Annotated in this window: 24 protein-coding genes; 22 read left to right on the top strand and 2 right to left on the bottom strand. The window is 75.3% G+C overall.

Going from position 1 to position 23,879, the window contains the following annotated elements:
* Positions 1–3: 3 nt before the first annotated feature.
* The 13 genes from ACFU5J_RS18635 to pyrF all read left to right on the top strand — a co-directional run bounded on the left by ACFU5J_RS18635 (position 4) and on the right by pyrF (position 13,121).
* Positions 4–1,029, top strand: coding sequence for a LacI family DNA-binding transcriptional regulator (locus ACFU5J_RS18635; protein WP_430575724.1), 1,026 nt, complete (start codon positions 4–6; stop codon positions 1,027–1,029).
* A 97-nt stretch (positions 1,030–1,126) separates the two neighbouring features.
* Positions 1,127–1,573: a type II 3-dehydroquinate dehydratase gene (locus tag ACFU5J_RS18640; RefSeq protein ID WP_430575723.1), complete on the top strand. Its 447-nt coding sequence runs from the start codon at positions 1,127–1,129 to the stop codon at positions 1,571–1,573.
* A gap of 84 nt (positions 1,574–1,657) precedes the next feature.
* Positions 1,658–2,374, top strand: a complete 717-nt coding sequence (locus ACFU5J_RS18645) for a hypothetical protein (protein WP_430575722.1) — start codon at positions 1,658–1,660, stop codon at positions 2,372–2,374.
* Positions 2,371–2,748: a hypothetical protein gene (locus ACFU5J_RS18650; protein WP_430579718.1), complete on the top strand. Its 378-nt coding sequence runs from the start codon at positions 2,371–2,373 to the stop codon at positions 2,746–2,748. The genes ACFU5J_RS18645 and ACFU5J_RS18650 overlap by 4 nt, the downstream gene beginning before the upstream one ends.
* Before the next feature lie 73 nt (positions 2,749–2,821).
* Positions 2,822–3,385 carry an elongation factor P gene (gene efp / locus ACFU5J_RS18655; RefSeq protein ID WP_430575720.1) on the top strand — a complete coding sequence of 188 codons (564 nt, stop codon included), beginning with the start codon at positions 2,822–2,824 and terminating at the stop codon, positions 3,383–3,385.
* Between the two features lie 15 nt (positions 3,386–3,400).
* Positions 3,401–3,817, top strand: a complete 417-nt coding sequence (gene nusB, locus ACFU5J_RS18660) for a transcription antitermination factor NusB (protein WP_430575719.1) — start codon at positions 3,401–3,403, stop codon at positions 3,815–3,817.
* Between the two features lie 235 nt (positions 3,818–4,052).
* On the top strand, positions 4,053–4,697 hold the full coding sequence (gene pyrR / locus ACFU5J_RS18665) for a bifunctional pyr operon transcriptional regulator/uracil phosphoribosyltransferase PyrR (protein WP_430575718.1): 645 nt from the start codon (positions 4,053–4,055) through the stop codon (positions 4,695–4,697).
* Complete coding sequence (locus ACFU5J_RS18670; protein WP_430579719.1) at positions 4,694–5,701, top strand: aspartate carbamoyltransferase catalytic subunit; 1,008 nt, start codon at positions 4,694–4,696, stop codon at positions 5,699–5,701. The genes pyrR and ACFU5J_RS18670 overlap by 4 nt, the downstream gene beginning before the upstream one ends.
* Positions 5,698–7,041 carry a dihydroorotase gene (locus ACFU5J_RS18675; protein WP_430579720.1) on the top strand — a complete coding sequence of 448 codons (1,344 nt, stop codon included), beginning with the start codon at positions 5,698–5,700 and terminating at the stop codon, positions 7,039–7,041. The genes ACFU5J_RS18670 and ACFU5J_RS18675 overlap by 4 nt, the downstream gene beginning before the upstream one ends.
* Positions 7,038–7,580 (top strand): hypothetical protein, encoded by a 543-nt coding sequence (locus ACFU5J_RS18680; protein WP_430579721.1) that lies wholly within the window; start codon positions 7,038–7,040, stop codon positions 7,578–7,580. Before ACFU5J_RS18675 ends, ACFU5J_RS18680 begins: the two co-directional genes overlap by 4 nt.
* Positions 7,577–8,875: a glutamine-hydrolyzing carbamoyl-phosphate synthase small subunit gene (gene carA, locus ACFU5J_RS18685; protein WP_430575714.1), complete on the top strand. Its 1,299-nt coding sequence runs from the start codon at positions 7,577–7,579 to the stop codon at positions 8,873–8,875. The genes ACFU5J_RS18680 and carA overlap by 4 nt, the downstream gene beginning before the upstream one ends.
* Positions 8,875–12,252, top strand: coding sequence for a carbamoyl-phosphate synthase large subunit (gene carB, locus ACFU5J_RS18690; RefSeq protein WP_430579722.1), 3,378 nt, complete (start codon positions 8,875–8,877; stop codon positions 12,250–12,252). Before carA ends, carB begins: the two co-directional genes overlap by 1 nt.
* 56 nt (positions 12,253–12,308) lie before the next feature.
* Positions 12,309–13,121, top strand: coding sequence for an orotidine-5'-phosphate decarboxylase (gene pyrF / locus ACFU5J_RS18695; protein WP_430579729.1), 813 nt, complete (start codon positions 12,309–12,311; stop codon positions 13,119–13,121).
* Positions 13,122–13,231: 110 nt separating this feature from the next.
* Here the strand turns inward: pyrF and ACFU5J_RS18700 are convergent, their stop codons facing one another.
* The gene (locus tag ACFU5J_RS18700) at positions 13,232–14,077 is read right to left on the bottom strand and encodes a class I SAM-dependent DNA methyltransferase (RefSeq protein WP_430579723.1); all 846 of its coding nucleotides are present in this window, start codon (positions 14,075–14,077) and stop codon (positions 13,232–13,234) included.
* Positions 14,078–14,285: 208 nt separating this feature from the next.
* Here ACFU5J_RS18700 and mihF point away from each other — a divergent pair, with 208 nt between their 5' ends.
* The 7 genes from mihF (at position 14,286) to ACFU5J_RS18735 (ending at position 21,459) form a co-directional block, all read left to right on the top strand.
* Positions 14,286–14,597, top strand: coding sequence for an integration host factor, actinobacterial type (gene mihF, locus ACFU5J_RS18705; protein ID WP_380323750.1), 312 nt, complete (start codon positions 14,286–14,288; stop codon positions 14,595–14,597).
* A gap of 79 nt (positions 14,598–14,676) precedes the next feature.
* Positions 14,677–15,243, top strand: a complete 567-nt coding sequence (gene gmk, locus ACFU5J_RS18710) for a guanylate kinase (protein WP_430579730.1) — start codon at positions 14,677–14,679, stop codon at positions 15,241–15,243.
* Positions 15,244–15,332: 89 nt separating this feature from the next.
* Positions 15,333–15,650: a DNA-directed RNA polymerase subunit omega gene (gene rpoZ / locus ACFU5J_RS18715; protein ID WP_430575709.1), complete on the top strand. Its 318-nt coding sequence runs from the start codon at positions 15,333–15,335 to the stop codon at positions 15,648–15,650.
* A gap of 37 nt (positions 15,651–15,687) precedes the next feature.
* On the top strand, positions 15,688–16,926 hold the full coding sequence (gene coaBC / locus ACFU5J_RS18720) for a bifunctional phosphopantothenoylcysteine decarboxylase/phosphopantothenate--cysteine ligase CoaBC (RefSeq protein WP_430579724.1): 1,239 nt from the start codon (positions 15,688–15,690) through the stop codon (positions 16,924–16,926).
* Positions 16,927–17,001: 75 nt separating this feature from the next.
* Positions 17,002–18,219, top strand: coding sequence for a methionine adenosyltransferase (gene metK, locus ACFU5J_RS18725; protein ID WP_430575707.1), 1,218 nt, complete (start codon positions 17,002–17,004; stop codon positions 18,217–18,219).
* Between the two features lie 264 nt (positions 18,220–18,483).
* Positions 18,484–20,796, top strand: coding sequence for a primosomal protein N' (locus ACFU5J_RS18730; RefSeq protein ID WP_430579725.1), 2,313 nt, complete (start codon positions 18,484–18,486; stop codon positions 20,794–20,796).
* 51 nt (positions 20,797–20,847) lie between these two features.
* Positions 20,848–21,459 carry an HAD family hydrolase gene (locus tag ACFU5J_RS18735; protein ID WP_430579731.1) on the top strand — a complete coding sequence of 204 codons (612 nt, stop codon included), beginning with the start codon at positions 20,848–20,850 and terminating at the stop codon, positions 21,457–21,459.
* 24 nt (positions 21,460–21,483) lie between these two features.
* On the opposite strand, the gene ACFU5J_RS18740 is transcribed toward ACFU5J_RS18735, so the two are convergent.
* Entirely contained in the window at positions 21,484–22,032 is a 549-nt protein-coding gene (locus ACFU5J_RS18740; protein ID WP_430579726.1) for a GNAT family N-acetyltransferase, read from the bottom strand.
* Positions 22,033–22,190: 158 nt separating this feature from the next.
* Here ACFU5J_RS18740 and fmt point away from each other — a divergent pair, with 158 nt between their 5' ends.
* On the top strand, positions 22,191–23,165 hold the full coding sequence (gene fmt, locus ACFU5J_RS18745) for a methionyl-tRNA formyltransferase (protein WP_430579727.1): 975 nt from the start codon (positions 22,191–22,193) through the stop codon (positions 23,163–23,165).
* On the top strand, positions 23,162–23,879 hold a 718-nt coding region (locus ACFU5J_RS18750; RefSeq protein WP_430579728.1), incomplete at its 3' end, for a transcription antitermination factor NusB. The genes fmt and ACFU5J_RS18750, both read left to right, overlap by 4 nt.

Raw genomic sequence — 23,879 nt, forward strand, 5'->3', positions numbered from 1 at the left:
CCGATGCCCCGACCCCGCCGCGGCGCCCCGCGAGCCGTCACGATCGCCGACGTGGCCCGGGAGGCCGGCGTCTCCGGGGCCACGGTCTCGCGCGCGATCAACGACTCGGACCTCGTGACCGCGGAGACGAAGCGGCTCGTGCAGGAGGCCATCGTGCGGACCGGCTTCGTCGTGAACGCGCGCGGCCGCGCCCTCGCGACGGGCCGTGCCGAGACGGTCGGCGTCCTGGTGACCGAGCCGCTCGACGAGCTCTTCGACGACCCGACGTACGGCCGCGTGCTGCGGGGCATCGCGGAGGGGCTCACGGGCAGCGGGTTCCTCCCGGTGATCGTGCAGGCGTCCAGCGAGTCCGAGCGGGCCCTGGCCCTGCGGAGCTTCTCCCGGCGGTCCGTCGACGCGGTCGTCCACCTCACGCCCTACCGCGGCGGCGACCTGCTCGACGCGCTCGCGACCACCGGCCTCCCCGTGGTGCTGTGCGGTCAGCTCGTCGACTCGCCCTACGAGGGCGTGTTCTCGACGGTGTACTCCGACGACGTGCGGGGCGCGCGCCTGGCGGCCGAGCGGGTGGCCGGCGCCGGGCGGAGCCGGGTGGCGGCCGTCCTCGGCCCCGCCGACAACCCCGCCACCGTCGACCGGCTGCGCGGGTACGAGGAGGTGCTCGGGTCCGTGCTGGACGCGGGGCGCGTCGTGCACACCGGCTGGGACACCGCGTCGGGGCTCACCGCGACGGGACGCCTGCTCGCCGCCCACCCCGACGTGGACGCGATCCTCGCGGGCTCGGACCGGATCGCCCTCGGGACCCTCGCCGCCCTCCACGCGGCCGGGCGGCGGGTGCCCGAGGACGTCGTGGTCGTCGGCTTCGACGACCACGCCATCGCCGCCACCGCGACGCCGCCCCTGACGACGGTGGCGCAGCCGCTGGTGGAGGAGGGCAGGGTGGCCGCGGGCCTGGCGCTGGAGATGATCGGCGGCGCCGCACCGCGCACCGAGGTCCTCGAGATGCATCTGGTGACCCGGGCGTCCGGCTGACCTGGCAGGCGCGCCCGTCCTGCGGCCCGCGGAGAGGCCGGTCTGCGGTGGTGGTCCCGGCGGTCGCGGATCGGCGACGCCCCGTACCCTCGGGGCCATGACACACGTCCTCGTCCTCAACGGTCCCAACCTCGGTCGGCTCGGGGTGCGCGAGCCGGAGATCTACGGCCACGCGTCCATGGCGGACCTCGAGCGCGAGGCCGCGGTGTGGGGGAGCGAGCTGGGCGTCACCGTCGACGTGCGGCAGACGGACGACGAGTCGGAGCTGGTCGGCTGGCTGCACGAGGCGGTCGACGCCCGGGCGCACGTGGTGCTCAACCCGGCGGCGTTCACGCACTACAGCTACGCCCTGCGCGACGCCGCCGCGCAGGTGACGTCCTCGGGCCTGCTGCTGGTGGAGGTGCACCTGTCGAACCCGGCCTCGCGGGAGTCGTTCCGTCACTACTCGGTGGTCGCGGGCATCGCGACGGGCACGGTCGCGGGCTTCGGGTTCGACTCCTACCGGCTCGCGCTGTCGGCGCTGGTGCACAAGCTCCAGGCCTGAAGTGAGCACGCTCAAGTCTGAGCGCTAGAGATCGAACAAGCACACGGGCTTGATAGCTATCGATACAGGTCCTAGCCTTGAGCCATGATCGTGGTGACGGCGGACCAGCGGGGCAGCACCGGCGCGGGTGACCGGGTGCCCGAGGCGCTGGCCCTGGTGGCGTCCCGGGTCGCCGGTCGGCCCGGCCTGGTCCTGCCCTTCGACCGCACCGTGGGCGACGAGATCCAGGGCCTCCTCGCGGCCGACGACGACGGGGCCGCTCTCGCCGTGGACGTCGTGCTCGACCTCGTGCGCGACGGCGGCTGGTCCGTGGGTGTCGGTCTGGGCGCCGTCGACCGGCCGCTGCCCGCCGCCTCGCGCGCCGCGGCCGGGCCGGCGTTCGTCCGCGCCCGCGAGGCGGTGGAGCGCGCGAAGCGGCGCGGCCGGGGGAGCGTGCCCCTCGCCCTCGTGGGGGACGACGCGGAGCCGCACGCCACGATCGCCCGCGACGCGCAGGCGCTGCTCCACCTCCTGGGCGCCGTCGTCGCGCGCCGCTCCGCCGCCGGGTGGGAGGCGGTGGATACGCTCGTCGCGCAGCGGGGCCCGGCGCCGCAGCGCGCGTCGGCGGCGGCGCTGGGCGTGAGCGAGCAGGCGGTGAGCCAGCGGCTGCGCGCGGCGCTGTGGGCCGAGGACCAGGCGGCCCGTCCGCTGGCGGCGCGCCTGCTGCGAGCGGCCGGGGCGGACCCGGCCGACGACGAGGACGCGAGCGGCGGGCCGGACGAGGGTCTGGCGCAGGACACGGAGGAGGGGCGCGAGCGGTGAGCTTCGCGATGGTGGCCGCGAGCGTCGCGGTCTGGCTGGTGGCGCTCGGGGCGAGCGTGGGCGGCGGCGCCTGGCTGGTGCCGTGGGTGCTGCGGCACGCCGAGCGCGAGCCGCAGGCGGCCGCCGAGGCGGTCGCCGTGCTGCGCGGCGGCACCTGGATCGGGCTGCTCGAGCGGCTGAGCGTCACCGGGGCGCTGCTCGCCGGCTACCCGGAGGGTGTCGCCGTGGTCGTCGCGGTGAAGGGGCTCGGGCGGTTCTCCGAGCTGCGCGAGCACCCGGTCGCGAGCGAGCGGTTCGTGGTCGGTACGCTCGCCTCCCTGGCCTGGTCGGCGGCGCTCGGCATCGCCGGACACGCCGTGCTCGTCTCGCTGTAGAATGCTCTGGGCCCTTTGCGGCCCCGAACGTCGACATCTGCTCCGTACCCCGACCCCGAGGACGATCAAGAACGTGGCTACCTCCAACGACATCAAGAACGGCACCGTGCTCCGCATCGACGGTCAGCTCTGGTCGATCATCGAGTTCCAGCACGTCAAGCCGGGCAAGGGTGGCGCGTTCGTCCGGACGAAGATGAAGAACGTCCTCTCCGGCAAGGTCGTCGACAAGACCTTCAACGCGGGCACCAAGATCGAGACCGCGAACGTGGACCGCCGGGACTTCCAGTACCTGTACATGGACGGCGCCGACTACGTCTTCATGGACACGGACACGTACGACCAGATCACGGTGCAGGCCGCCACCGTCGGCGACGCGAGCAACTACATGCTCGAGGGCATGAACATCATGGTCGCCTCGAACGACGGCACCCCGCTGTACGTCGAGCTGCCGTCGTCCGTGGTCCTGGAGATCACCTACACGGAGCCGGGCCTGCAGGGCGACCGCTCCACCGGCGGCACCAAGCCGGCCACCCTCGAGACGGGCGCGGAGATCCAGGTCCCGCTGTTCCTCGAGCAGGGCACCAAGGTCAAGGTCGACACGCGTGACGGGTCGTACCTCGGCCGCGTGAACGACTGACGGGCGCCTGCTGACATGGGTGCACGCACCAAGGCGCGCAAGCGCGCCGTCGACATCCTCTTCGAGGCCGAGCAGCGCGGGCTGGACCCGCAGGTGCTCGTCGCGGACCGCGTGATCGAGCCGCACACCGAGGCGGCCGTGCCGCAGTACACGGTGGACCTGGTCGAGGGCGTGGTCGCGCACCGCGAGCGCATCGACGAGCTGCTGGCCACCTACTCCCAGGGGTGGTCCGTGGACCGGATGCCCGCGGTCGACCGTGCGCTGCTGCGCATCGGCACGTGGGAGCTGATCTACAACGACGACGTCCCGGACGCCGTCGCGGTGGACGAGGCGGTCGACCTGGCCGGCCAGCTCTCGACCGACGACTCGCCGTCGTTCGTCAACGGCCTCCTGGGCCGGCTCGTCGAGATCAAGCCGACGCTGCTCATCTGACGCGGCTCGTCTGACGCCGCTCGTCACGCAGCCGCGCGCCGAACAGGCGGTCGCGCACGTATCCAGGCCCGGATGCGTGCGCGACCGCCTGTTCGTCGTTGTCGGCCGGTGTGACGCACGCCGCGCCCGCATCGTGGGCACGGCCCCGGGGCGCGCGGGGGCGACGGGATAGGGTGGAGGCCGTCAGAACGACACCCTTTAAGCCCGTCCCGTGAGGCGGAGAAGGAGGTCGCCAGTGACTACTGGCACCGGCATGCCCGGAACACCCGAACCGCGTGACGTCCCCGAGGGGACCGTCGTGCTCGGCGCGAGCGATGTCGCCCGCGCCCTCACCCGGATCGCGCACGAGATCGTCGAGCGCGCCAAGGGGGCCCAGGACGTCGTCCTGCTCGGCATCCCCACCCGCGGCGTGACGCTCGCCGCCCGGCTCGCGCAGCGGCTCGCGAGCATCGACCCGGCCTTCGACCCGGAGAACGACCTCGGCGAGCTGGACGTCACGATGTACCGCGACGACCTGCGCCGCCAGCCCACCCGCGCCGTCGGCGTGACCCGCCTGCCCGCGGCGGGGATCGAGGGCAAGACGGTCGTCCTGGTCGACGACGTGCTCTTCTCCGGCCGCACCATCCGCGCGGCGCTCGACGCCATCGGCGACCTCGGCCGCCCGCAGGCCGTGCGGCTCGCGTGCCTCGTGGACCGCGGGCACCGCGAGCTGCCGATCCGGCCGGACTTCGTGGGCAAGAACCTCCCGACGGCCCAGTCGGAGCGCGTGCGCGTGCTCCTGGCCGAGGTGGACGGCACGGACGCCGTGGTGATCAGCGGGCGCGAGCCCGGCGCCGGCGCCCCGCCCGCCGACCCCGAGGCCGACGGGGGTGCGCGATGAAGCACCTCCTGTCCACCGCGGACCTGGCCAAGGACGAGGCGATCGAGCTGCTCGACACCGCCGCGCAGATGGCGGCGACGCAGTCCCGCGAGATCAAGAAGCTCCCCACGCTGCGGGGCCGCACGGTGGTGAACCTGTTCTTCGAGGACTCCACCCGCACGCGCATCTCCTTCGAGACGGCGGCCAAGCGGCTGTCCGCGGACGTCATCAACTTCTCGGCCAAGGGGTCGAGCGTGTCCAAGGGCGAGTCGCTCAAGGACACCGCCCTCACCCTGCACGCCATGGGGGCCGACGCCGTGGTGGTCCGCCACTGGGCGTCGGGCGCCCCGTACCAGCTCGCCCACGCGGGCTGGCTCGACGCCGCCGTGCTCAACGCCGGTGACGGCACCCACATGCACCCCACGCAGGCGCTGCTGGACGCGTACACGATCCGCCGCCACCTCGGCGGCCACGGCGGCGGCCTGCGCCGCGGCGGGGACGACGGCGTCGGCGCGGACCTGGCCGGCGTGCGGGTCGCGATCGTGGGCGACGTGCTGCACTCCCGCGTCGCGCGGGCGAACGTGTGGCTGCTGCGCACGCTCGGCGCCGAGGTGACCCTCGTCGCGCCGCCCACGCTGCTGCCCGTCGGAGTCGAGGCCTGGCCCTGCCGCACCTCCTACGACCTGGACGCGACGCTCGCCGACTGGCAGCCGGACGCCGTGATGATGCTGCGCGTGCAGCGCGAGCGGATGTCCGGCGGTGCGGGTGCGTTCTTCCCGAGCCCGCTGGAGTACACCCGCTACTTCGGCCTCGACGCCCGCCGCACGGCGCTTCTGCCGCCGCACTCGATCGTCATGCACCCCGGGCCGATGAACCGCGGCCTCGAGATCTCCGCCGAGGCGGCGGACTCCGAGCGCGCGGTCATCGTGGAGCAGGTCGCCAACGGCGTCGCCGTGCGCATGGCCGCCCTCTACCTGCTGCTGTCCGGCACCTCCTCGTCCGCCACCGAAGGGACCGCCCTGTGACCACCACCTACGTGCTGCGCGGGGTGCGACCCCTCGGCGGCGAGCCCGCCGACGTCGTCCTGTCCGGCGGCGTGATCGCCCAGGTCGCGGCCCCCGGCGCCGCGGACGTGCCCGCCGGCGAGGACGTCGTGGAGGTCGCGGCCGACGGCCACGTGCTGCTGCCCGGCCTGGTCGACCTGCACACCCACCTGCGCGAACCGGGCCGCGAGGACGCCGAGACCGTCGCGTCGGGCACGCGCGCCGCGGCGGCGGGCGGGTTCACCGCCGTGCACGCCATGGCGAACACGTCGCCGGTCGCGGACACCGCGGGCGTCGTCGAGCAGGTGTGGCGCCTGGGCCAGGAGGCCGGCTGGGTCGACGTGCACCCCGTGGGGGCCGTCACCGTGGGCCTCGGCGGCGAGCGCCTGGCCGAGCTGGGCGCCATGGCCGACTCGGCCGCCCGCGTGCGGGTCTTCTCCGACGACGGCAAGTGCGTGCACGACCCGATCCTCATGCGCCGCGCGCTCGAGTACGTCAAGGCGTTCGACGGCGTCGTCGCCCAGCACGCGCAGGAGCCGCGCCTCACCGAGGGCGCCCAGATGAACGAGGGCGTCGTCTCCGCGGAGATCGGCCTGGCCGGCTGGCCCGCCGTCGCGGAGGAGGCGATCATCGCCCGCGACGTGCTGCTCGCCGAGCACGTCGGCTCCCGGCTGCACGTGTGCCACCTGTCCACCGCCGGGTCGGTCGAGATCGTCCGGTGGGCCAAGGGCCGCGGCATCGACGTCACCGCCGAGGTGACGCCGCACCACCTGATCCTCACGGACGAGCTGGCCCGCACCTACGACCCCACCTACAAGGTGAACCCGCCGCTGCGCACGGCCGAGGACGTCGAGGCGGTGCGCGCCGGCCTCGCCGACGGCACCATCGACATCGTCGCGACCGACCACGCCCCGCACACCCGCGAGGACAAGGACTGCGAGTGGGGCGCCGCGGCGTTCGGCATGACCGGGCTGGAGACGGCCCTGTCGGTCGTGCAGGCCACGATGGTCGACACGGGCCGCCTGAGCTGGGCCGACGTCGCCCGCGTCCTGTCGGCGAACCCGGCCCGCATCGGGCGGATCGACGACGCCCACGGGCGCCCCGTCGAGGTGGGCGAGCCCGCCAACCTCACCCTGGTGGACCCGGCCGCGACCCGCGTGGTCGACGGCGCCGCCCAGGCCACCGCGAGCGGCAACACCCCGTTCGCCGGGCGCGAGCTGCCCGGGCGCGTGGTGGCGACCTTCCTGCGCGGGCGCGCCACCGTCCTGGACGGCCGGCCCGTGGCAGCGGCCGCCGCCGGCACGCGGGGAGGGGCGCGATGAACCTCCCCATGCCCGTCGCCGTCGGCATCTGGGTCGTGATCGGCGTGCTGCTCCTGCTGGTGGTCCTCATGGGCCGCCGGCGCCTCGCCGCCCGCACCCGCGACACCGTCCCCGTCCCGCCGACCGCCCCCGAGGACCTCGGCGCGCTGCGCCTCGGGCCCCTGGAGGCCACCTACGTGTCCTCGACGCTCGCGGGCGACTGGCTCGCCCGCGTCGGCGCGCACCACCTCGGCGACCGCTCCACGGCCCGCGTGTCCGTGCACGACGCCGGCGTCCTCGTCGAGCGCGACGGCGCCCCCGACGTGTTCGCCCCCGTGGCCGCGCTGCGCGGCGTCGGCCTCGCGCCCGGCATGGCCGGCAAGTACGTCGGCGCCGACGGCCTGGTCGTCGTCACCTGGGAGGACCCGGAGACGGGCGACGTGCCCGCGGTCGCCCTGGACACCGGCCTGCGCACGCGCCACGCGCCCGACCGCTCCCGCCTGGTCGACGCCGTGCGCCACCTCATGACCTCAGCCCCCGCACCGAAGGACGAGCAGTGACCTCCAGCTCCCTGACCAGCCCCGCGCCCGCGGCCCACGCCGCCCTGCTCGTCCTCGAGGACGGCACCGTCGCCCGCGGCCGCGCGTACGGCGCCCGCGGCGCCACCTTCGGCGAGATCGTCTTCTCCACCGGCATGACCGGCTACCAGGAGACCCTCACCGACCCCTCGTACCACCGGCAGATCGTCGTGATGACGGCACCGCACGTCGGGAACACCGGCATCAACGACGAGGACCCGGAGTCCGGCAAGATCTGGGTCGCCGGCTACGTGCTGCGCGACCCCGCCCGCCGCGTCTCCTCCTGGCGCGCGGACCGCTCGCTCGAGGAGGAGCTCGCGGCGCAGGGCGTCGTGGGCATCAGCGACGTCGACACCCGCAAGCTCACCCGCCACCTGCGCGAGCTCGGCGTGATGCGCGCCGGCATCTTCTCCGGCGACGCCCTGGTGCGCGAGGTCGCCGGCGGCACGCTCGTCGAGCGGTCCGTCCCCGAGCTGGTCGCCGAGGTCCAGGCCTCCCCGCAGATGGCGGGCGCCAACCTCTCCCCGGAGGTCACCACCAGCCACCCGTACGTCGTCGAGCCGTCGGGCGACTTCGCCGGGCAGGAGCCGCTGGCGACCGTCGTCGCCGTCGACCTCGGCATCAAGGCCATGACCCCGGCGCGCCTCGCCCAGCGCGGAGTGCGCGTGCACGTCGTGCCCCAGTCGGCGACCATCGCCGACGTCGAGGCCCTCCTGCCCGCCGACGGCTCGCCGTCCGGCGTCTTCTTCTCCAACGGCCCCGGCGACCCGTCGTCGGCCACCCACGAGATCGAGCTGCTGCGCGGCGTCCTGGACCGGGGCATCCCGTTCTTCGGCATCTGCTTCGGCAACCAGCTGCTCGGCCGCGCCCTGGGCTACGGCACCTACAAGCTCGGGTACGGCCACCGCGGCATCAACCAGCCCGTCATGGACCGCACCACCGGCAAGGTCGAGGTCACCGCGCACAACCACGGCTTCGCCGTCGACGCGCCCCTCGACGCCGTGAGCTCCGCGCCGCACGACGCCGAGCGCGCCGACGGCCGGACCTACGGGCGCGTGATCGTCTCCCACGTGGGCCTCAACGACCAGGTGGTCGAGGGGCTGACCGCGCTCGACATCCCCGCCTTCTCCGTGCAGTACCACCCCGAGGCCGCCGCCGGACCGCACGACAGCGCCTACCTGTTCGACCGCTTCGTGGAGCTCATGACCACGCGCCAGCCCGTGACCGTCCCCGCCGAGGCGCTCGCCGCCGTCACCACCGGCGCGAAGGAGAACTGATGCCCCGCCGTTCCGACCTCTCGTCCGTCCTGGTCATCGGCTCCGGCCCGATCGTCATCGGTCAGGCCTGCGAGTTCGACTACTCCGGCACGCAGGCCTGCCGCGTGCTCAAGGAGGAGGGCCTGCGGGTCGTCCTCGTGAACTCCAACCCGGCCACGATCATGACCGACCCGGAGTTCGCCGACGCCACGTACGTCGAGCCGATCACCACCGAGGTGCTCACCTCGATCATCGCCAAGGAGCGCCCCGACGCGCTGCTGCCCACCCTGGGCGGGCAGACGGCCCTCAACGCCGCCATCGCCCTCGACGAGGCGGGCGTCCTCGAGCAGTACGACGTCGAGCTCATCGGCGCGAACATCCCCGCCATCCAGAAGGGCGAGGACCGCCAGCAGTTCAAGGACGTCGTGGCGAAGTGCGGCGGCGAGTCCGCCCGCTCGGTCATCGTGCACACCGTGGAGGAGGCCGTCGCCGCGGCCGGCGACCTCGGCTACCCGATGGTCGTGCGCCCGTCCTTCACCATGGGCGGCCTCGGCTCCGGCTTCGCCTACGACGAGCGCGAGCTGCGCCGGATCGTCGGGCAGGGCCTGCACTACTCGCCGACCACCGAGGTGCTCCTGGAGGAGTCCATCCTCGGCTGGAAGGAGTACGAGCTCGAGCTCATGCGCGACAAGGACGACAACGTCGTGGTCGTCTGCTCCATCGAGAACGTCGACCCCGTGGGCGTGCACACCGGCGACTCCGTGACCGTCGCCCCCGCGATGACGCTCACCGACCGCGAGTACCAGAAGCTGCGCGACATCGGCATCGCCGTCATCCGCGAGGTCGGCGTCGACACCGGCGGCTGCAACATCCAGTTCGCCGTCGACCCCGACACCGGGCGCGTCATCGTCATCGAGATGAACCCGCGCGTCTCGCGCTCCTCGGCCCTGGCGTCCAAGGCCACCGGCTTCCCGATCGCGAAGATCGCCGCCAAGCTCGCCGTCGGCTACACCCTCGACGAGATCCCGAACGACATCACCCGCGTCACCCCGGCCAGCTTCGAGCCCACGCTCGACTACGTGGTCGTCAAGGTGCCCCGCTTCGCGTTCGAGAAGTTCCCGGCCGCCGACCCGACGCTCACCACCACCATGAAGTCCGTGGGCGAGGCCATGGCCCTCGGCCGCAACTTCACCGAGGCCCTCGGCAAGGCCCTGCGCTCCATCGACAAGGGCGGCGTCGCGTTCCACTGGGACGGCGCCGCGCCGTCCGGGGCGGACCTCGACCAGCTCCTCGTCGAGATCGTGCGGCCCACCGAGCACCGCATGGTCGGCGTGCAGCAGGCGCTGCGCGCGGTCGTCGCGGGGCACACCACCCTCGAGGCCGTGTTCGAGGCCACGAAGATCGACCCCTGGTTCCTCGACCAGATCCTCCTCATGAACGAGGTCGCCGCCGAGGTCGCGGGCAGCGCCACCCTCACGGAGGACGTGCTGCGCCGCGCCAAGCGGCACGGCCTGTCGGACGTGCAGGTCGCCCGCCTGCGCGGCATGGGCGCCTCGGGAGAGGCCACCGTCCGCGAGGTGCGGCGTGCGCTCGGCGTCCGCCCCGTCTACAAGACGGTCGACACCTGCGCCGCCGAGTTCGCCGCCACCACGCCGTACCACTACTCGACCTACGACGAGGAGACCGAGGTGGCGCCCCGCGAGCGCGAGGCCGTCATCATCCTCGGCTCCGGCCCCAACCGCATCGGCCAGGGCATCGAGTTCGACTACTCGTGCGTGCACGCCGCCCTGACCCTCTCCGAGCGGTACGAGACCATCATGGTCAACTGCAACCCGGAGACCGTCTCGACGGACTACGACACCTCCGACCGCCTGTACTTCGAGCCCCTCACCTTCGAGGACGTCCTCGAGGTCTACGAGGCCGAGCTCGCCGCCGGCCCGATCAAGGGCGTCATCGTGCAGCTCGGCGGGCAGACGCCGCTCGCGCTCGCGCAGCGCCTCGCCGACGCCGGCGTGCCGATCCTCGGCACCTCGCCCGAGGCCATCGACGCCGCCGAGGACCGCGGCATCTTCGGCCAGGTCCTGCTCGACGCCGGCCTGCCCGCCCCCGCGTTCGGCACGGCCCGCTCCCTCGGCCAGGCCCGCGAGGTCGCCGAGACCATCGGCTACCCGGTGCTCGTGCGCCCGTCGTACGTGCTCGGCGGCCGCGGCATGGAGATCGTGTACTCCGTCGACCAGCTCACCGAGTACGTCGAGCGGGCGCTCGCGGCCGCCGCCGCGGACGAGCGCACGGCGGGCGGCCTGCTGCCCGCGCCGCTGCTCATCGACCGCTTCCTCGACGACGCGATGGAGATCGACGTCGACGCCCTGTTCGACGGCGAGGAGATGTTCCTCGGCGGCGTCATGGAGCACATCGAGGAGGCCGGCATCCACTCGGGCGACTCCGCCTGCGTGCTCCCGCCCGTCTCGCTGTCGACGTCCGAGATCGAGCGCATCCGCCGCTCCACCGAGGCGATCGCCAGCGGCGTGGGCGTGCGGGGCCTGCTCAACGTGCAGTACGCGCTCGTCTCCGACGTGCTCTACGTGCTGGAGGCGAACCCGCGCGCGTCGCGCACCGTGCCGTTCGTCTCCAAGGCCACCGGTACCTCGATGGCCAAGGCCGCGGCGCGCGTCATGGTCGGCGAGTCGATCGCCGAGCTGCGCGCGGCGGGCGTCCTGCCGGCCGAGGGCGACGGCGGCACCCTGGACCTGGGCGCGCCGCTGGCCGTCAAGGAGGCCGTGCTGCCGTTCAAGCGGTTCCGCACGGCCGAGGGCCAGGTCGTCGACACGGTGCTCGGGCCGGAGATGCGCTCCACCGGCGAGGTCATGGGCTTCGACAAGGACTTCCCGCACGCCTTCGCGAAGTCGCAGGCCGCCGCGTTCGGCGGGCTGCCCACCGCGGGCCGGGTGTTCGTGTCGGTCGCGGACCGCGACAAGCGCTCGATCGTGTTCCCGGTGAAGCGCCTGGAGGAGCTGGGCTTCGAGGTCCTCGCGACCTCGGGCACGGCCCAGGTGCTGCGCCGCAACGGCATCGGCAGCACGGTGGTCCGCAAGTTCTCCGAGGGGCGGGGCGCCGACGGCGAGCCGACCATCGTCGACCTCATCAGCGACGGCGAGGTCGACCTCGTGGTGAACTCGCCGTCGGGCCAGGGCGCGCGCGCCGACGGCTACGAGATCCGCGCCGCCACGACGGCGGCCGACAAGCCCATGATCACCACGGTGGACCAGCTCGCCGCGGCCGTGCAGGGCATCGAGGCGGTCCGGGGCGGACCGTTCGAGGTCGCCAGCCTCCAGGAGCACACGGCCGCCACGACCGCCCGGCTCGCGGGGGACGGCGCCGCGGCCGGGGTGCCGGCGTGAGCGCGGACCTCGCGCAGGCCGCGCCCGTGCCGTTCGGGGCGCGGCTCGCCGCGGCGATGGACGCCCACGGCCCGCTGTGCGTGGGCATCGACCCGCACGCGTCCTTGCTGGCGGCGTGGGGGCTCGGCGACGACGCCGCCGGGGTCCGGGAGTTCGGGCTCCGCGTCGTCGACGCGCTCGGCGGGCGGGTCGCGGCCTTCAAGCCGCAGGCGGCGTTCTTCGAGCGCCACGGGTCGGCCGGCGTCGCCGCGCTGGAGGACGTGATCGCCGCGTCCCGCGCCGTGGGCACGCTGACGGTCGTCGACGCCAAGCGTGGCGACATCGGCTCGACCATGGGCGCGTACGCCGACGCGTTCCTCGCGGACGGCTCGCCGCTGGCGGGGGACGCCGTGACCGTGTCGCCGTACCTGGGCTTCGGCTCGCTCGCGCCGGCGGCGGAGCTCGCGGCGCGCACGGGCCGCGGGATCTTCGTGCTGTGCCTCACCTCGAACAAGGAGGGGCACGAGGTGCAGCACGCCGTCGGGCCCGACGGCACGAGCGTCGCGGCCTCGGTGGCGGCGCAGGCTGCGGTGCTCAACGCCGGGGCGGAGCCGATGGGCTCGGTCGGCCTGGTGGTGGGGGCGACCGTCGGCGACGCCGCGCGGGAGACCGGCACCGACCTCGTGGCGGTGAACGGCCCCCTGCTGGCCCCCGGCGTGGGCGCGCAGGGAGCGGGGGAGCGCGAGCTCGCCGCCGTCTTCGGCCCCGCGCGCCGGCACGTCCTGGCGTCCTCCTCCCGCGGCGTCCTCGCCGCGGGCCCGGACGCGGACGCGCTGCGCGCCGCGGCCGCCGCGGCCGTGGCGGACGCGCGCGCCGCCCTGCGGGCCTGACGGGCCCGCCCGGGCCCCGGTACCGACCGCGACGGCCGAGGGCCGCACCCGCCTGGGGTGCGGCCCTCGGCCGTCGTCGTGCTTCGTGGTCCTCGTGGTGCCCGTCGCGCTCAGGACGCCGGCGCGAGCCGCCAGACGGACACGTGCCGCTCGCTGTCGGCGGTGAACGGCGTGCCGTCCCAGTCCTCCCGGCGCTCGACGAGCGTCATGCCGGCGATCCGCGCCATGAGGTCGAGCTCGGCGGGCCAGACGTACCGGAACGGCAGGGTCCGGAAGCGCCCGGTGCCGTCCGCCCCGACCGTCACGTGGTTCGACGTGAACCCCTGCGTGACCGTGTCGATCCGGTCGAAGCCCACGTACCCGCCGCCGGCCTCGTCGGGGGCGACGGTGAACGGCACGGTGTCCTGCCCGGGCGGCATCCGGCGCAGGGGCGGCACGCCCACCTCGACGACGAAGTGGCCGCCGGGGCGCAGGTGGGCCGCGGCGGTGCGGAAGCAGTCCACCTGGCCGTCCTGGGTGGTGACGTTCCCGATGGTGTTGAACACGAGGTACGCGAGGGAGAACTCGCCGGGCACGCGGGTGCGGGTCATGTCGCCGACGGTGACGGAGACGCGGTCGCCGCCCGGCTTGTCCGCGACGCGCGCGGCCATCGCGCGGGACAGCTCGATGCCGTGCACGGGCACGCCCCGCAGCGCGAGCGGCGCGGCCACCCGTCCCGTGCCGACGGCGAGCTCGAGCGCCGCGCCGTCGCCCGCGAGCCCGGCCAGCACGTCCACGGTGCGGGCCACGACCGCGGGGTCGAACTCGCGGTCCGTCGAGGTGTCGTAGCCGGCGGCGACGCTCTCCGGGAACCAGCCGTCGGCCGCGTGGTCGGCGGTGTCGTCGGGAGCGGTCCCGGGGGAGGCGGCGGAGGAGGTCTCGGGAGCCCGGGCGGGCGGTGCCGGATCGGTGGCCATGCCGGCGACGCTAGGGCGACGGGAACTGCGCTGACGAGCGGTTTTCCGCCCGCGCGCCCCACCTGCGGAGATATCCTGACCCGTATGCCGCTTTCCTCCCGGTAGGAGGGTGGGGCGAACTGCCCTACGGATTGCCGCCTCCGCAGGTCGTGGCTACTTTCGAGTGAGCAGTTCCCTCATCAGCGGCTCGACAGAGTAGGTGACTTGCGTGGCTCTCCCCCCTCTCACCCCGGAACAGCGTGCGGCGGCCCTTGAGAAGGCGGCCGAGGCTCGGCGTGTGCGCGCCGAGATCAAGAACCGGTTGAAGTACTCCCAGGGCTCCCTCAAGGACGTGATCGAGCAGGGGCAGAAGGACGACGTCGTGGGCAAGCTCAAGGTCGTCTCGCTGCTCGAGTCGCTCCCCGGGGTCGGTAAGGTGAAGGCCCGGGCGATCATGGAGGAGATCGGGATCGCCGAGACCCGCCGGGTCCGCGGCCTCGGGCCGCACCAGGCTTCGGCGCTCATCGAGAGGTTTGGCTGACATTTCCGCACCACCCGCCGGCAGTCCGGCACCGCAGCAGACCCCCGTCCCGGCGGACGCGGGAGCGACGCCGGCCCGCCTGACCGTGCTCGCCGGGCCCACGGCCGTGGGCAAGGGCACGGTCTCCGCCGACATCCGCGCCCGCTACCCGCAGGTGTGGCTGTCGGTGTCGGCGACGACGCGTCCCCCGCGGCCGGGGGAGGTGCACGGCGTGCACTACCTCTTCGTCTCGCCCGAGGAGTTCGACCGGATGGTCGCCGACGGCCAGATGCTCGAGTGGGCGGTGGTGCACGGGCGCAACCGGTACGGCACGCCGCGGGGCCCGGTCGAGGAGCACCTCGCGGCCGGGGTGCCCACGCTCCTGGAGATCGACCTGCAGGGCGCGCGGCAGGTGCGGGAGTCCATGCCGGAGGCGCACTTTGTGTTCCTCTCCCCGCCGAGCTTCGACGAGCTCGTGCGACGCCTGGTCGGCCGGGGCACGGAGGACGCCGAGGAGCGCGAGCGGCGCCTGACGACGGCGCGCACGGAGCTCGCGGCGGAGGCGGAGTTCGACGTGACGATCGTCAACGACGACGTCACGCACGCCACCGACGAGCTCGCGCGCGTCATGGGCGTGACGTCGGCGACACCACAGGTCACCCTGTAGGCCGCGCTGCCGGTCTCCGTGCGGGCGCGGGTAGGATGGACCGCTGAACCCCGACGTCGTCTTCCCTGAACCTGTCTGGAGTGTGACCCATGGCCGGAACCGTGGCCCAGCCCATCGGCATCACCGACCCGCCCATCGACGAGCTGCTCGAGCGCACCGACTCGAAGTACGGCCTGGTGCTGTACGCGTCGCAGCGCGCCCGCCAGATCAACGCGTACTACTCGCAGCTCAACGAGGGTCTGCTGGAGAACGTCGGCCCGCTGGTCGAGACCCGCAACCAGGAGAAGCCCCTCTCCATCGCGATGCGCGAGATCAACGAGGGCCTGCTCGTCTCCACGCCGGTCGAGGAGAAGTCCGCGGACGCCGCGGACCAGGTCGCCGAGCCCGGCGACGAGATCACCTTCTGACGCGCCGCCGTCAGGCGGTCGGGACGGGTTGCCCGCGATGAGGATCCTGCTGGGCGTCAGCGGCGGCATCGCCGCGTACAAGGCCGTGCTGCTGCTGCGCCTGCTGCGCGAGCAGGGCCACGCGGTCCGGGTGATCCCGACCGCGTCGGCCCTGCGCTTCGTGGGCGCGCCCACGTTCGAGGCGCTGTCCGGCGAGCCCGTCACCGACGAGGTGTTCGAGGACGTCGCGCACGTCCCGCACGTGGCGCTCGGCCAGGGCGCGGACCTGGTCGTCGTGGCGCCGGCGACGGCGGACCTGCTGGCCCGGGCCGCGAGCGGCCGGGCGGACGACCTCCTCACCTCGACCCTGCTGACGGCCCGTTGCCCGGTGGTGATGGCGCCCGCCATGCACACCGAGATGTGGGAGCACCCCGCGACCCGCGCCAACGTCGCGACGTTGCGCGCGCGGGGAGTCACCGTGATCGACCCCTCCAGCGGCCGGCTCACCGGCGCCGACACCGGCCCGGGCCGCCTGCCGGAGCCGGAGGAGATCGCCCGCGTCGCCCTGGAGGCCGCGCGCGCCACCGCCACCGTGCCGGCGGGCGTCGAGGACCTCGCCGGCCGCGCCGTGGTCGTCTCCGCGGGGGGTACCCGCGAGCCCATCGACCCGGTGCGCTTCATCGGCAACCGGTCCAGCGGCCGCCAGGGCGCGGCGCTGGCCGAGGCCGCGCGGGCCCGCGGCGCCGCCGTGACCCTGGTCGCGGCGAACCTCGACGACCAGGTGACCGCCGCCGCCCGTGCGGCGGGCGTCGTCGTCGTCCCCGTGGAGACCACCGCCGAGCTGCGCGACGCGGTGCGCGCCGGCGCCGAGGACGCGGACGTCGTGGTGATGGCGGCCGCGGTGGCCGACTTCCGCCCGGCGGGCGTGCCCGACGCGAAGATCAAGAAGGTGCCCGGCTCCGGCCCCGCGCCCCTCACGCTCGTCGAGAACCCGGACGTGCTCGCGGAGCTCGCGCGCGACCGGCTGCGCCCGGGCCAGCTCGTGGTCGGGTTCGCGGCCGAGACGGGCGACGCCGACGGGTCCGTGCTCGAGCACGGGCGCCGCAAGGCCCTGCGCAAGGGCGCCGACCTGCTCGCCGTGAACGCCGTGGGCGGCGGGCGCGGGTTCGGTGCCACCACGAACGCGGTGACCGTCCTCGACGGGCAGGGCGACGTCGTGGCCGAGGCGTCCGGGACGAAGCGTGACGTCGCCGACGCGATCTGGGACGCCGTGACGAAGGCCCTGCCCAGCATCTGAGACGCTCCCGGCATGTGAGATGTTCGCCCGCTCGGGGGCGTGGCAGCGAGGGCCCGTGCCCGTAGGCTGTGGCGCATGACCGATGCGCTGCGCCTCTTCACGTCAGAGTCCGTGACCGAGGGCCACCCGGACAAGGTGTGCGACCAGATCTCCGACGCCATCCTGGACGCGCTGCTCGCCCAGGACCCGCACTCGCGCGTCGCGGTGGAGACCATGGTGACCACCGGCCTGGTGCACGTCGCGGGCGAGGTCACGACCGACGCGTACGTCGAGATCCCGCAGATCGTGCGCGAGGTCGTGCGCCGCATCGGGTACACGTCGTCCGCGATCGGCTTCGACGGCGACTCGTGCGGGGTGTCGGTGTCCATCGGGCAGCAGTCCCCGGACATCGCCCAGGGCGTCGACAAGAGCCTCGAGGAGCGCGACGACGCGTCCGGCCCCGGCCACGGACGCGACCCCCTCGACGCGCAGGGCGCGGGCGACCAGGGGCTGATGTTCGGGTACGCCACGGACGAGACGCCGTCCCTCATGCCGCTGCCGATCTGGACCTCGCACCGGCTCGCCGAGCGGCTCGCCGCGGTCCGCCGGTCGGGCGAGCTGCCCGGGCTGCGCCCCGACGGCAAGACGCAGGTGACGATCGGCTACGACGGCGACCGGCCCGTGCGCGTCGACACCGTCGTGCTGTCCACCCAGCACGACGCGGACATCGTGCAGGAGAAGCTGCAGCGCGAGGTCGCCGACCAGATCATCGCGCCCGTGCTCGCGCAGGTGGCCGCCGAGACCGGCGTCGAGACCGAGGGCGCGCGGCTCATCGTCAACCCGACCGGCAAGTTCGTGGTCGGGGGCCCGCAGGGCGACGCCGGCCTCACCGGCCGCAAGATCATCGTCGACACCTACGGCGGCATGGCCCGCCACGGCGGCGGCGCCTTCTCCGGCAAGGACCCGTCGAAGGTGGACCGGTCCGCGGCGTACGCGATGCGGTGGGTCGCCAAGAACGTCGTGGCGGCCGGCCTCGCGCGCCGGTGCGAGGTGCAGGTCGCGTACGCGATCGGCAAGGCGCACCCGGTGGGCCTGTACGTCGAGACGTTCGGCACCGAGACCGTCCCCGTGGAGCGGATCAGCGCCGCCATCGGCCAGGTGTTCGACCTGCGGCCCGCCGCGATCATCCGCGACCTGGACCTGCTGCGCCCCGTGTACGCGGCCACGGCCGCCTACGGCCACTTCGGGCGCGACCTGCCCGGGTTCACGTGGGAGCGCACGGACCGCGTGGACGCCCTGCGCGCCGCCGTCTGACGGTCGCCTGCGTCGTTTCCGCACCCCGCGAGGCGGGTGTGGGCGCGCGGTGGCGGAGCTTCTTCGCGCGGACGCGTTCACGGGCGCCAGGTCGCCCTCCACCTCGGGAGGGATACGTCCGCGCGAAGAAGCTCCGCCACCGCGCTCCGCTCTCGTCCGACGGTCCGCTTCTGTCTGACGGTTCGTCCGCCGTCCTCGGACACCCCGTCACGCCCCACTGTGCGGACCGGCGACGTCGTGGGCGGGTCGTGATGGGATGGCCTCGTGACTGAGATCTCCGAGCCCGAGCAGCCCGCGCTGCTCGGGCTCGACGACGTCCCGGCCCCCCGCACGACGGGCAAGGCGGGCAAGGGGAGCAAGGGCGGCACGGGGAGCAAGGGCCGGAAGGCGGCCCTTGGCGCGACGCCCGTGGCCGACGAGCTGCCGGTGGCGCGCGTGGTGCTCGACCTGCAGCCCGCGCACCTGGACCGGCCCTACGACTACCTGGTGCCCGCCACCATGGCCGACGACGCCCGCCCCGGCGTGCGCGTGCGCGCCCGGTTCGGGCCGCAGGAGGTGGCCGGGTACGTCGTGGAGCGTCGGGAGACGTCGGACCACGACGGCCGCCTGGTGCCGATCAAGCGGCTGGTGTCCGCCGACCCCGTGCTGTCGGAGCCGGTGCTGCGCCTCGCGCGGGCGGTCGCCGACCGGTACGCCGGCACCCTCGCCGACGTGCTGCGGCTGGCGGTGCCGCCGCGGCACGCCCGCGTCGAGAAGGAGGTCCTCGCCTCCCTGACCGAGGGCGAGGGCGCCGTGGACGGGGAGCCCGCGCAGGGCGACGCGACCGAGAGCACGGACGCAGACGAGCCCGGGGGACAGGACGCACCTCAGGACGGCCCTCAGGTCCCCCAGGACGCCGCCGGGGACGCGCCGGCGGGCCTCGCCGCTCCCCGGGCGGTTCCGGCCTTGACGGCGGGCTCCACGGCCGCGTGGGAGTCCTACCTGGGCGGGGAGGCGTTCTGCCGCCACCTGCTGGCCGGGCAGGCTCCCCGGGCCGTGTGGACCCCGCTGCCGGGCCTCGCGCCCCCGGCCGGCGACGGGCCGGCGCACGTGCCGCACTGGGCGGACGCCGTCGCGCAGGCCGCGCGCTCGACCCTCGCGGGGGGCCGGCGCGTGCTGGTCGTCGTGCCCGACGCCCGCGACGTGGAGCGGACCGTCACCGCGCTCGCGGAGGCGGGGGTCGACGACGTGGCCCGGCTCCTCGCCGACGACGGGCCCGCCCCCCGCTACCGCGCGTTCCTGCGCGCCCGGCACGGCCTCGCGGACGTCGTCGTCGGGACGCGCGCGGCGATGTTCGCGCCGGTGCCCGACCTGGGGCTCGTCGTGCTGTGGGGGGACGGCGAGGACACCCTCGCCGAGCCCCACGCCCCGTACCCGCACGCCCGGGACGTGCTCGCCCTGCGCAGCGAGCTCGAGGGCGCCGCCTACCTGCTCGCGTCGCCCGGCCGCACCGTCCAGGCGCAGGCGCTCCTCACCGCCGGGTGGGCGCGCGAGATCGCCGCGCCCCGCGACGTCGTGCGCGCCCGTGCCCCCCGGGTGCGCGCCCTGACGTCCGTGGAGCTCGCGTCGGAAGGCCCGGGGGCGGCCGCCCGCCTGCCCACGGCCGCGTGGCGCGCCGCCCGCGACGGACTGACCCGCGGCCCCGTCCTCGTCCAGGTGCCCCGCACCGGGTACCTGCCCGTCGTCGCCTGCGCCCGCTGCCGCACCGCGGCGCGCTGCGGCGCCTGCCACGGGCCGCTCGGGATGCCCCGCCACGGCTCCGCCCCCCAGTGCTCCTGGTGCGGCCGCCTGGCCGGGGGATGGCGCTGCGACGAGTGCGGAGACACCAGGGTGCGTGCCGTGCGCGTGGGCTCCGACCGCACCGCCGAGGAGCTGGGCCGCGCCTTCCCGGGCACCACCGTGAGGGTGTCGGCCTCCAACGCCCCCGGGGGCGTCCTCGACCGGGTGGGCCCCCAGCCCGCCCTCGTCGTCGCCACCCCCGGCGCCGAGCCCGTCGCCGACGGCGGGTACGCCGCCGCCCTCCTGCTGGACGCCGCCGTCTCCACCGCCGGCACCGGCCTCGCCACCGCCACCGAGGCCCTGCACCGCTGGCTCGCCGCCGGGGCCCTCGTGCACCCCTCCCGCGCCGGGGGGCAGGTGCTCCTCGTGGGGGACGCCGCGCCCGCGCCGACGAACGCGCTCGTGCGGTACGACCCCGGCGGGTTCGCCGAGCGCGAGCTCGCCGAGCGGCGCGAGCTCGCGCTCCCGCCCTCCGTCCGCGTCGCCGCCGTCACCGGGGACCGGGGCGCCGTCGACGCCCTCGTGGGCCGGGTGGCGCTCGCGGGCCCCGACACCGTCCTCGGGCCCGTCGAGCTGCCCGACGGCGCCGACCCGCGCCGCGGCGGCACCCTCGAGCCCCAGGTGCGCACCGTGCTGCGCGTCCCCCTCGCCCAGGGCGCCGAGCTGGCCGCCCAGCTGCGCGCCTCGCTCGCGGTGCGCTCCGCCCGGCGGGAGGGTGGCGGCGTCCGCGTGCAGGTCGACCCCAAGGAGATGCTCTAGATGGCCCAGGACGGCGCCCCCGGCACACCGCCCACCGCGATGCCCCCCGCGATGCCCCCCGTGATCGACACCGTGGTGTTCGACTTCGGCAACGTCCTGGTCGGCTGGGACCCCTACGGCGCGTTCCCCGGCCGGACCCGGGCCGAGGTGGACGCCTGGATGGCGGAGGTCGAGTTCCCCGCCTTCAACCTCGCCCAGGACGCCGGCCGCAGCTGGGCCGACGCCCGCGCCACCCTCGCCGACCGGCCCCACCTGCAGCCCCTGCTCGACGAGTACGTCGCGAACTTCGCCGGCACCCTCACCGGCCCCGTCCCGGGCTCCGCCGACCTCGTCGACGAGCTGCACGCGGCGGGAGTGCGTCTCCTGGGCCTGACCAACTGGTCCGCCGAGCTGTTCCGGCACGCCGCCCCGGCCGCGCCCGCCACCACCCGCATGGAGCAGGTGGTCGTCTCCGGGCGGGTGGGGCTCGCCAAGCCCGACCCCGCGATCTTCCGCCACCTCGCCGCCACCCACCACGTCGACCCGGCCCGCGCCGTCTTCGTCGACGACAGCCCCACCAACGTCGCCGCCGCCCGCGGGGTCGGCTTCCACGCCGTCCCGTTCACCACCACGCCCGCCCTGCGCGCCGCGCTGCGCGACCTCGGGCTCCCCGTCCGCGCCTAGGGGGCAGACACCCGGGGCCGCCTCCTACGCAGGGGCGGCCTCCGGCCCCCGCAGCCCGACGCAGTCGAGCCGCCAGAACGCGTCCGGATACACCAGGGCACCCGTCATCCACGCCTCGTGGCGCTCGCGGACCAGCACCTGGAACGCCGCCGGCGGGATGCGGTCCGACGGCGCCCGGAACCCCCGCGCCCCGCCCGGCACGAACCCGAACCGCGGATAGAACCCCGGGTGACCCTCGAGGAACACCAACGGCTCCGGCCGGTCCGCCGTGCTCGCCAGCGCGTGACGCACCAGGGCAGACCCCACCCCCGCCCCCTGCACGCCGGGGGACACCGCCAGGGGGCTGAGCACCAGCACGTCCACCAGACGCGGAGGGGCGTCGAGCCACGCGCCCGTCAGCAGCACGTGCCCCACCACCCTGCCCTCCCGCTCCGCGACGAACGACAGGTCGCGCCACGCGGGCGACTCCCGCAGCGCCCGCACCAGGCGCACCACCAGGGAGCCCTCGGCGCCGAACGCCGCCCGCACCACCTCCTCCACCGCGGGCACGTCCCGCGGGCGCTCCGGGCGCACGAGGAGATCGTCCCGGGGGAGGGAGGAACCCTCGCGGCCCGACCCTCCCGCCGGCTCGCCAGGAGACGCCGTCCCGCGCCCGTCGACCGTCATGCGCCGCACGCTAGGCCCCCGGCGCTCGCGGACGCAGCGCATTTCCGCACGACTACGATCGGGTGGTGCGCCTGCTCTTCGCCGGAACCCCCGAACCCGCCGTCCCGTCCCTGCGTGCCCTCCTGGGGTCCCGCCACGAGGTCGTCGCCGTCCTCACCAGGGCCGACGCCCCCGCCGGCCGAGGCCGCCGCCTCGTGCCCAGCCCGGTACGCCTGGCGGCCGAGGAGGCGGGCGTCCCCGTCCTCACCGAGCGTCCCCGGGGCGAGGAGTTCCTCGCGGCGCTGCGCGAGCTCGAGATCGACGCGGCCCCGGTCGTCGCCTACGGGCACCTGCTGCGCCCGGACGTCCTCGCCGTGCCCCGCCTCGGCTGGGTCAACCTCCACTTCTCCGTCCTGCCCGCCTGGCGCGGCGCGGCCCCCGTGCAGCACGCCGTGCTCGCCGGCGACGAGGTCACCGGCGCCACCACCTTCCTCCTCGACGAGGGGATGGACACCGGCCCCGTGCTCGGCACCGCCACCGAGACCATCCGCCCCCGGGACACCTCCGGCGACCTCCTCGGGCGCCTGGCCGTCAGCGGCGCCGACCTGCTCGTCGCCACCCTCGACGCCCTGGAGGACGGGACCCTCGCCCCGCAGCCCCAGCCCGCCGACGGCGCCTCCCTCGCCCCGAAGGTGACGACCGACGACGCCCGCGTGCGCTGGGACGACCCCGCCCTCGCCGTCGACCGCCGCGTGCGCGCCGTGACGCCCGCCCCCGGGGCGTGGACCTCCCTGCCGTCGACCCCCGGCCCGGACGCCGCCCCCGGCGCCCGCCTCGGGCTCGGCCCCGTGTCCCCGCGCCCCGAGGTCACCGACCTCGCGCCGGGCGAGGTGCGCGCGGGCAAGCAGGAGGTCCTCGTCGGCACGGCGACGCACGCCGTCGCGCTCGGCCACGTGCAGCCCGTGGGCAAGAAGCCGATGCCCGCCGCCGACTGGGCGCGCGGCGCCCGGGGCCTCTTCACCGGCGACGCCGACGTGCGCCTCGGGCAGGACGCCCGATGAGCGCCGAGCGGGGCGCCACGGGGCGCGGCGACGGACGGAACGACGGCAACGGCGGCGGGCGCGACCCGCGCCGCGACTCCCGCGGCCGGCAGCGGGGCGCCGCACGCTCCCGCGGCGAGGCCCACCGCAGCACCCAGGCGCCCGGCGAGCGCCGTCGCCGCACCGACCCCGCCCGCACCGCCGCCTACGACGTGCTGCGCCAGGTGGACGGCTCCGACGCCTACGCCAACCTCGTGCTGCCGCCCCTGCTGCGCGAGCGCCGCGTCTCCGGGCGCGACGCCGCGTTCGCCACCGAGCTCGCGTACGGCACGCTGCGCCTGCGCGGCCGCTACGACGCGGTCCTCGCGCACTGCGTCTCGCGCCCCCTCGACCAGCTCGACCCCGAGGTGCTCGACGTCCTGCGGCTCGGCGCCCACCAGCTGCTCGGCATGCGCGTGCCCGCCCACGCCGCCGTCTCCGAGACCGTCGCCCTCGCCCGCGACCGCGTGGGGGCCGGCCCCGCGCAGATGGTCAACGCCGTCCTGCGCGCCGTCGGCCGTACCCCGCTGGACGACTGGCTCACCACGCTCACGGACGAGGCGCCGGACCTCGTCACCGGCCTCGCGACCACCGGCTCGCACCCCGTCTGGATCACCCGCGCCCTGCGGGAGGCGCTCGTGCCGGGCGTCGACATCGACCTCGGTGCCCCCGACGGCGGTGCGGACGGGCTGGACG

This window comes from Isoptericola sp. NPDC057559, from assembly GCF_042801555.1.
GTDB lineage: Bacteria > Actinomycetota > Actinomycetes > Actinomycetales > Cellulomonadaceae > Isoptericola.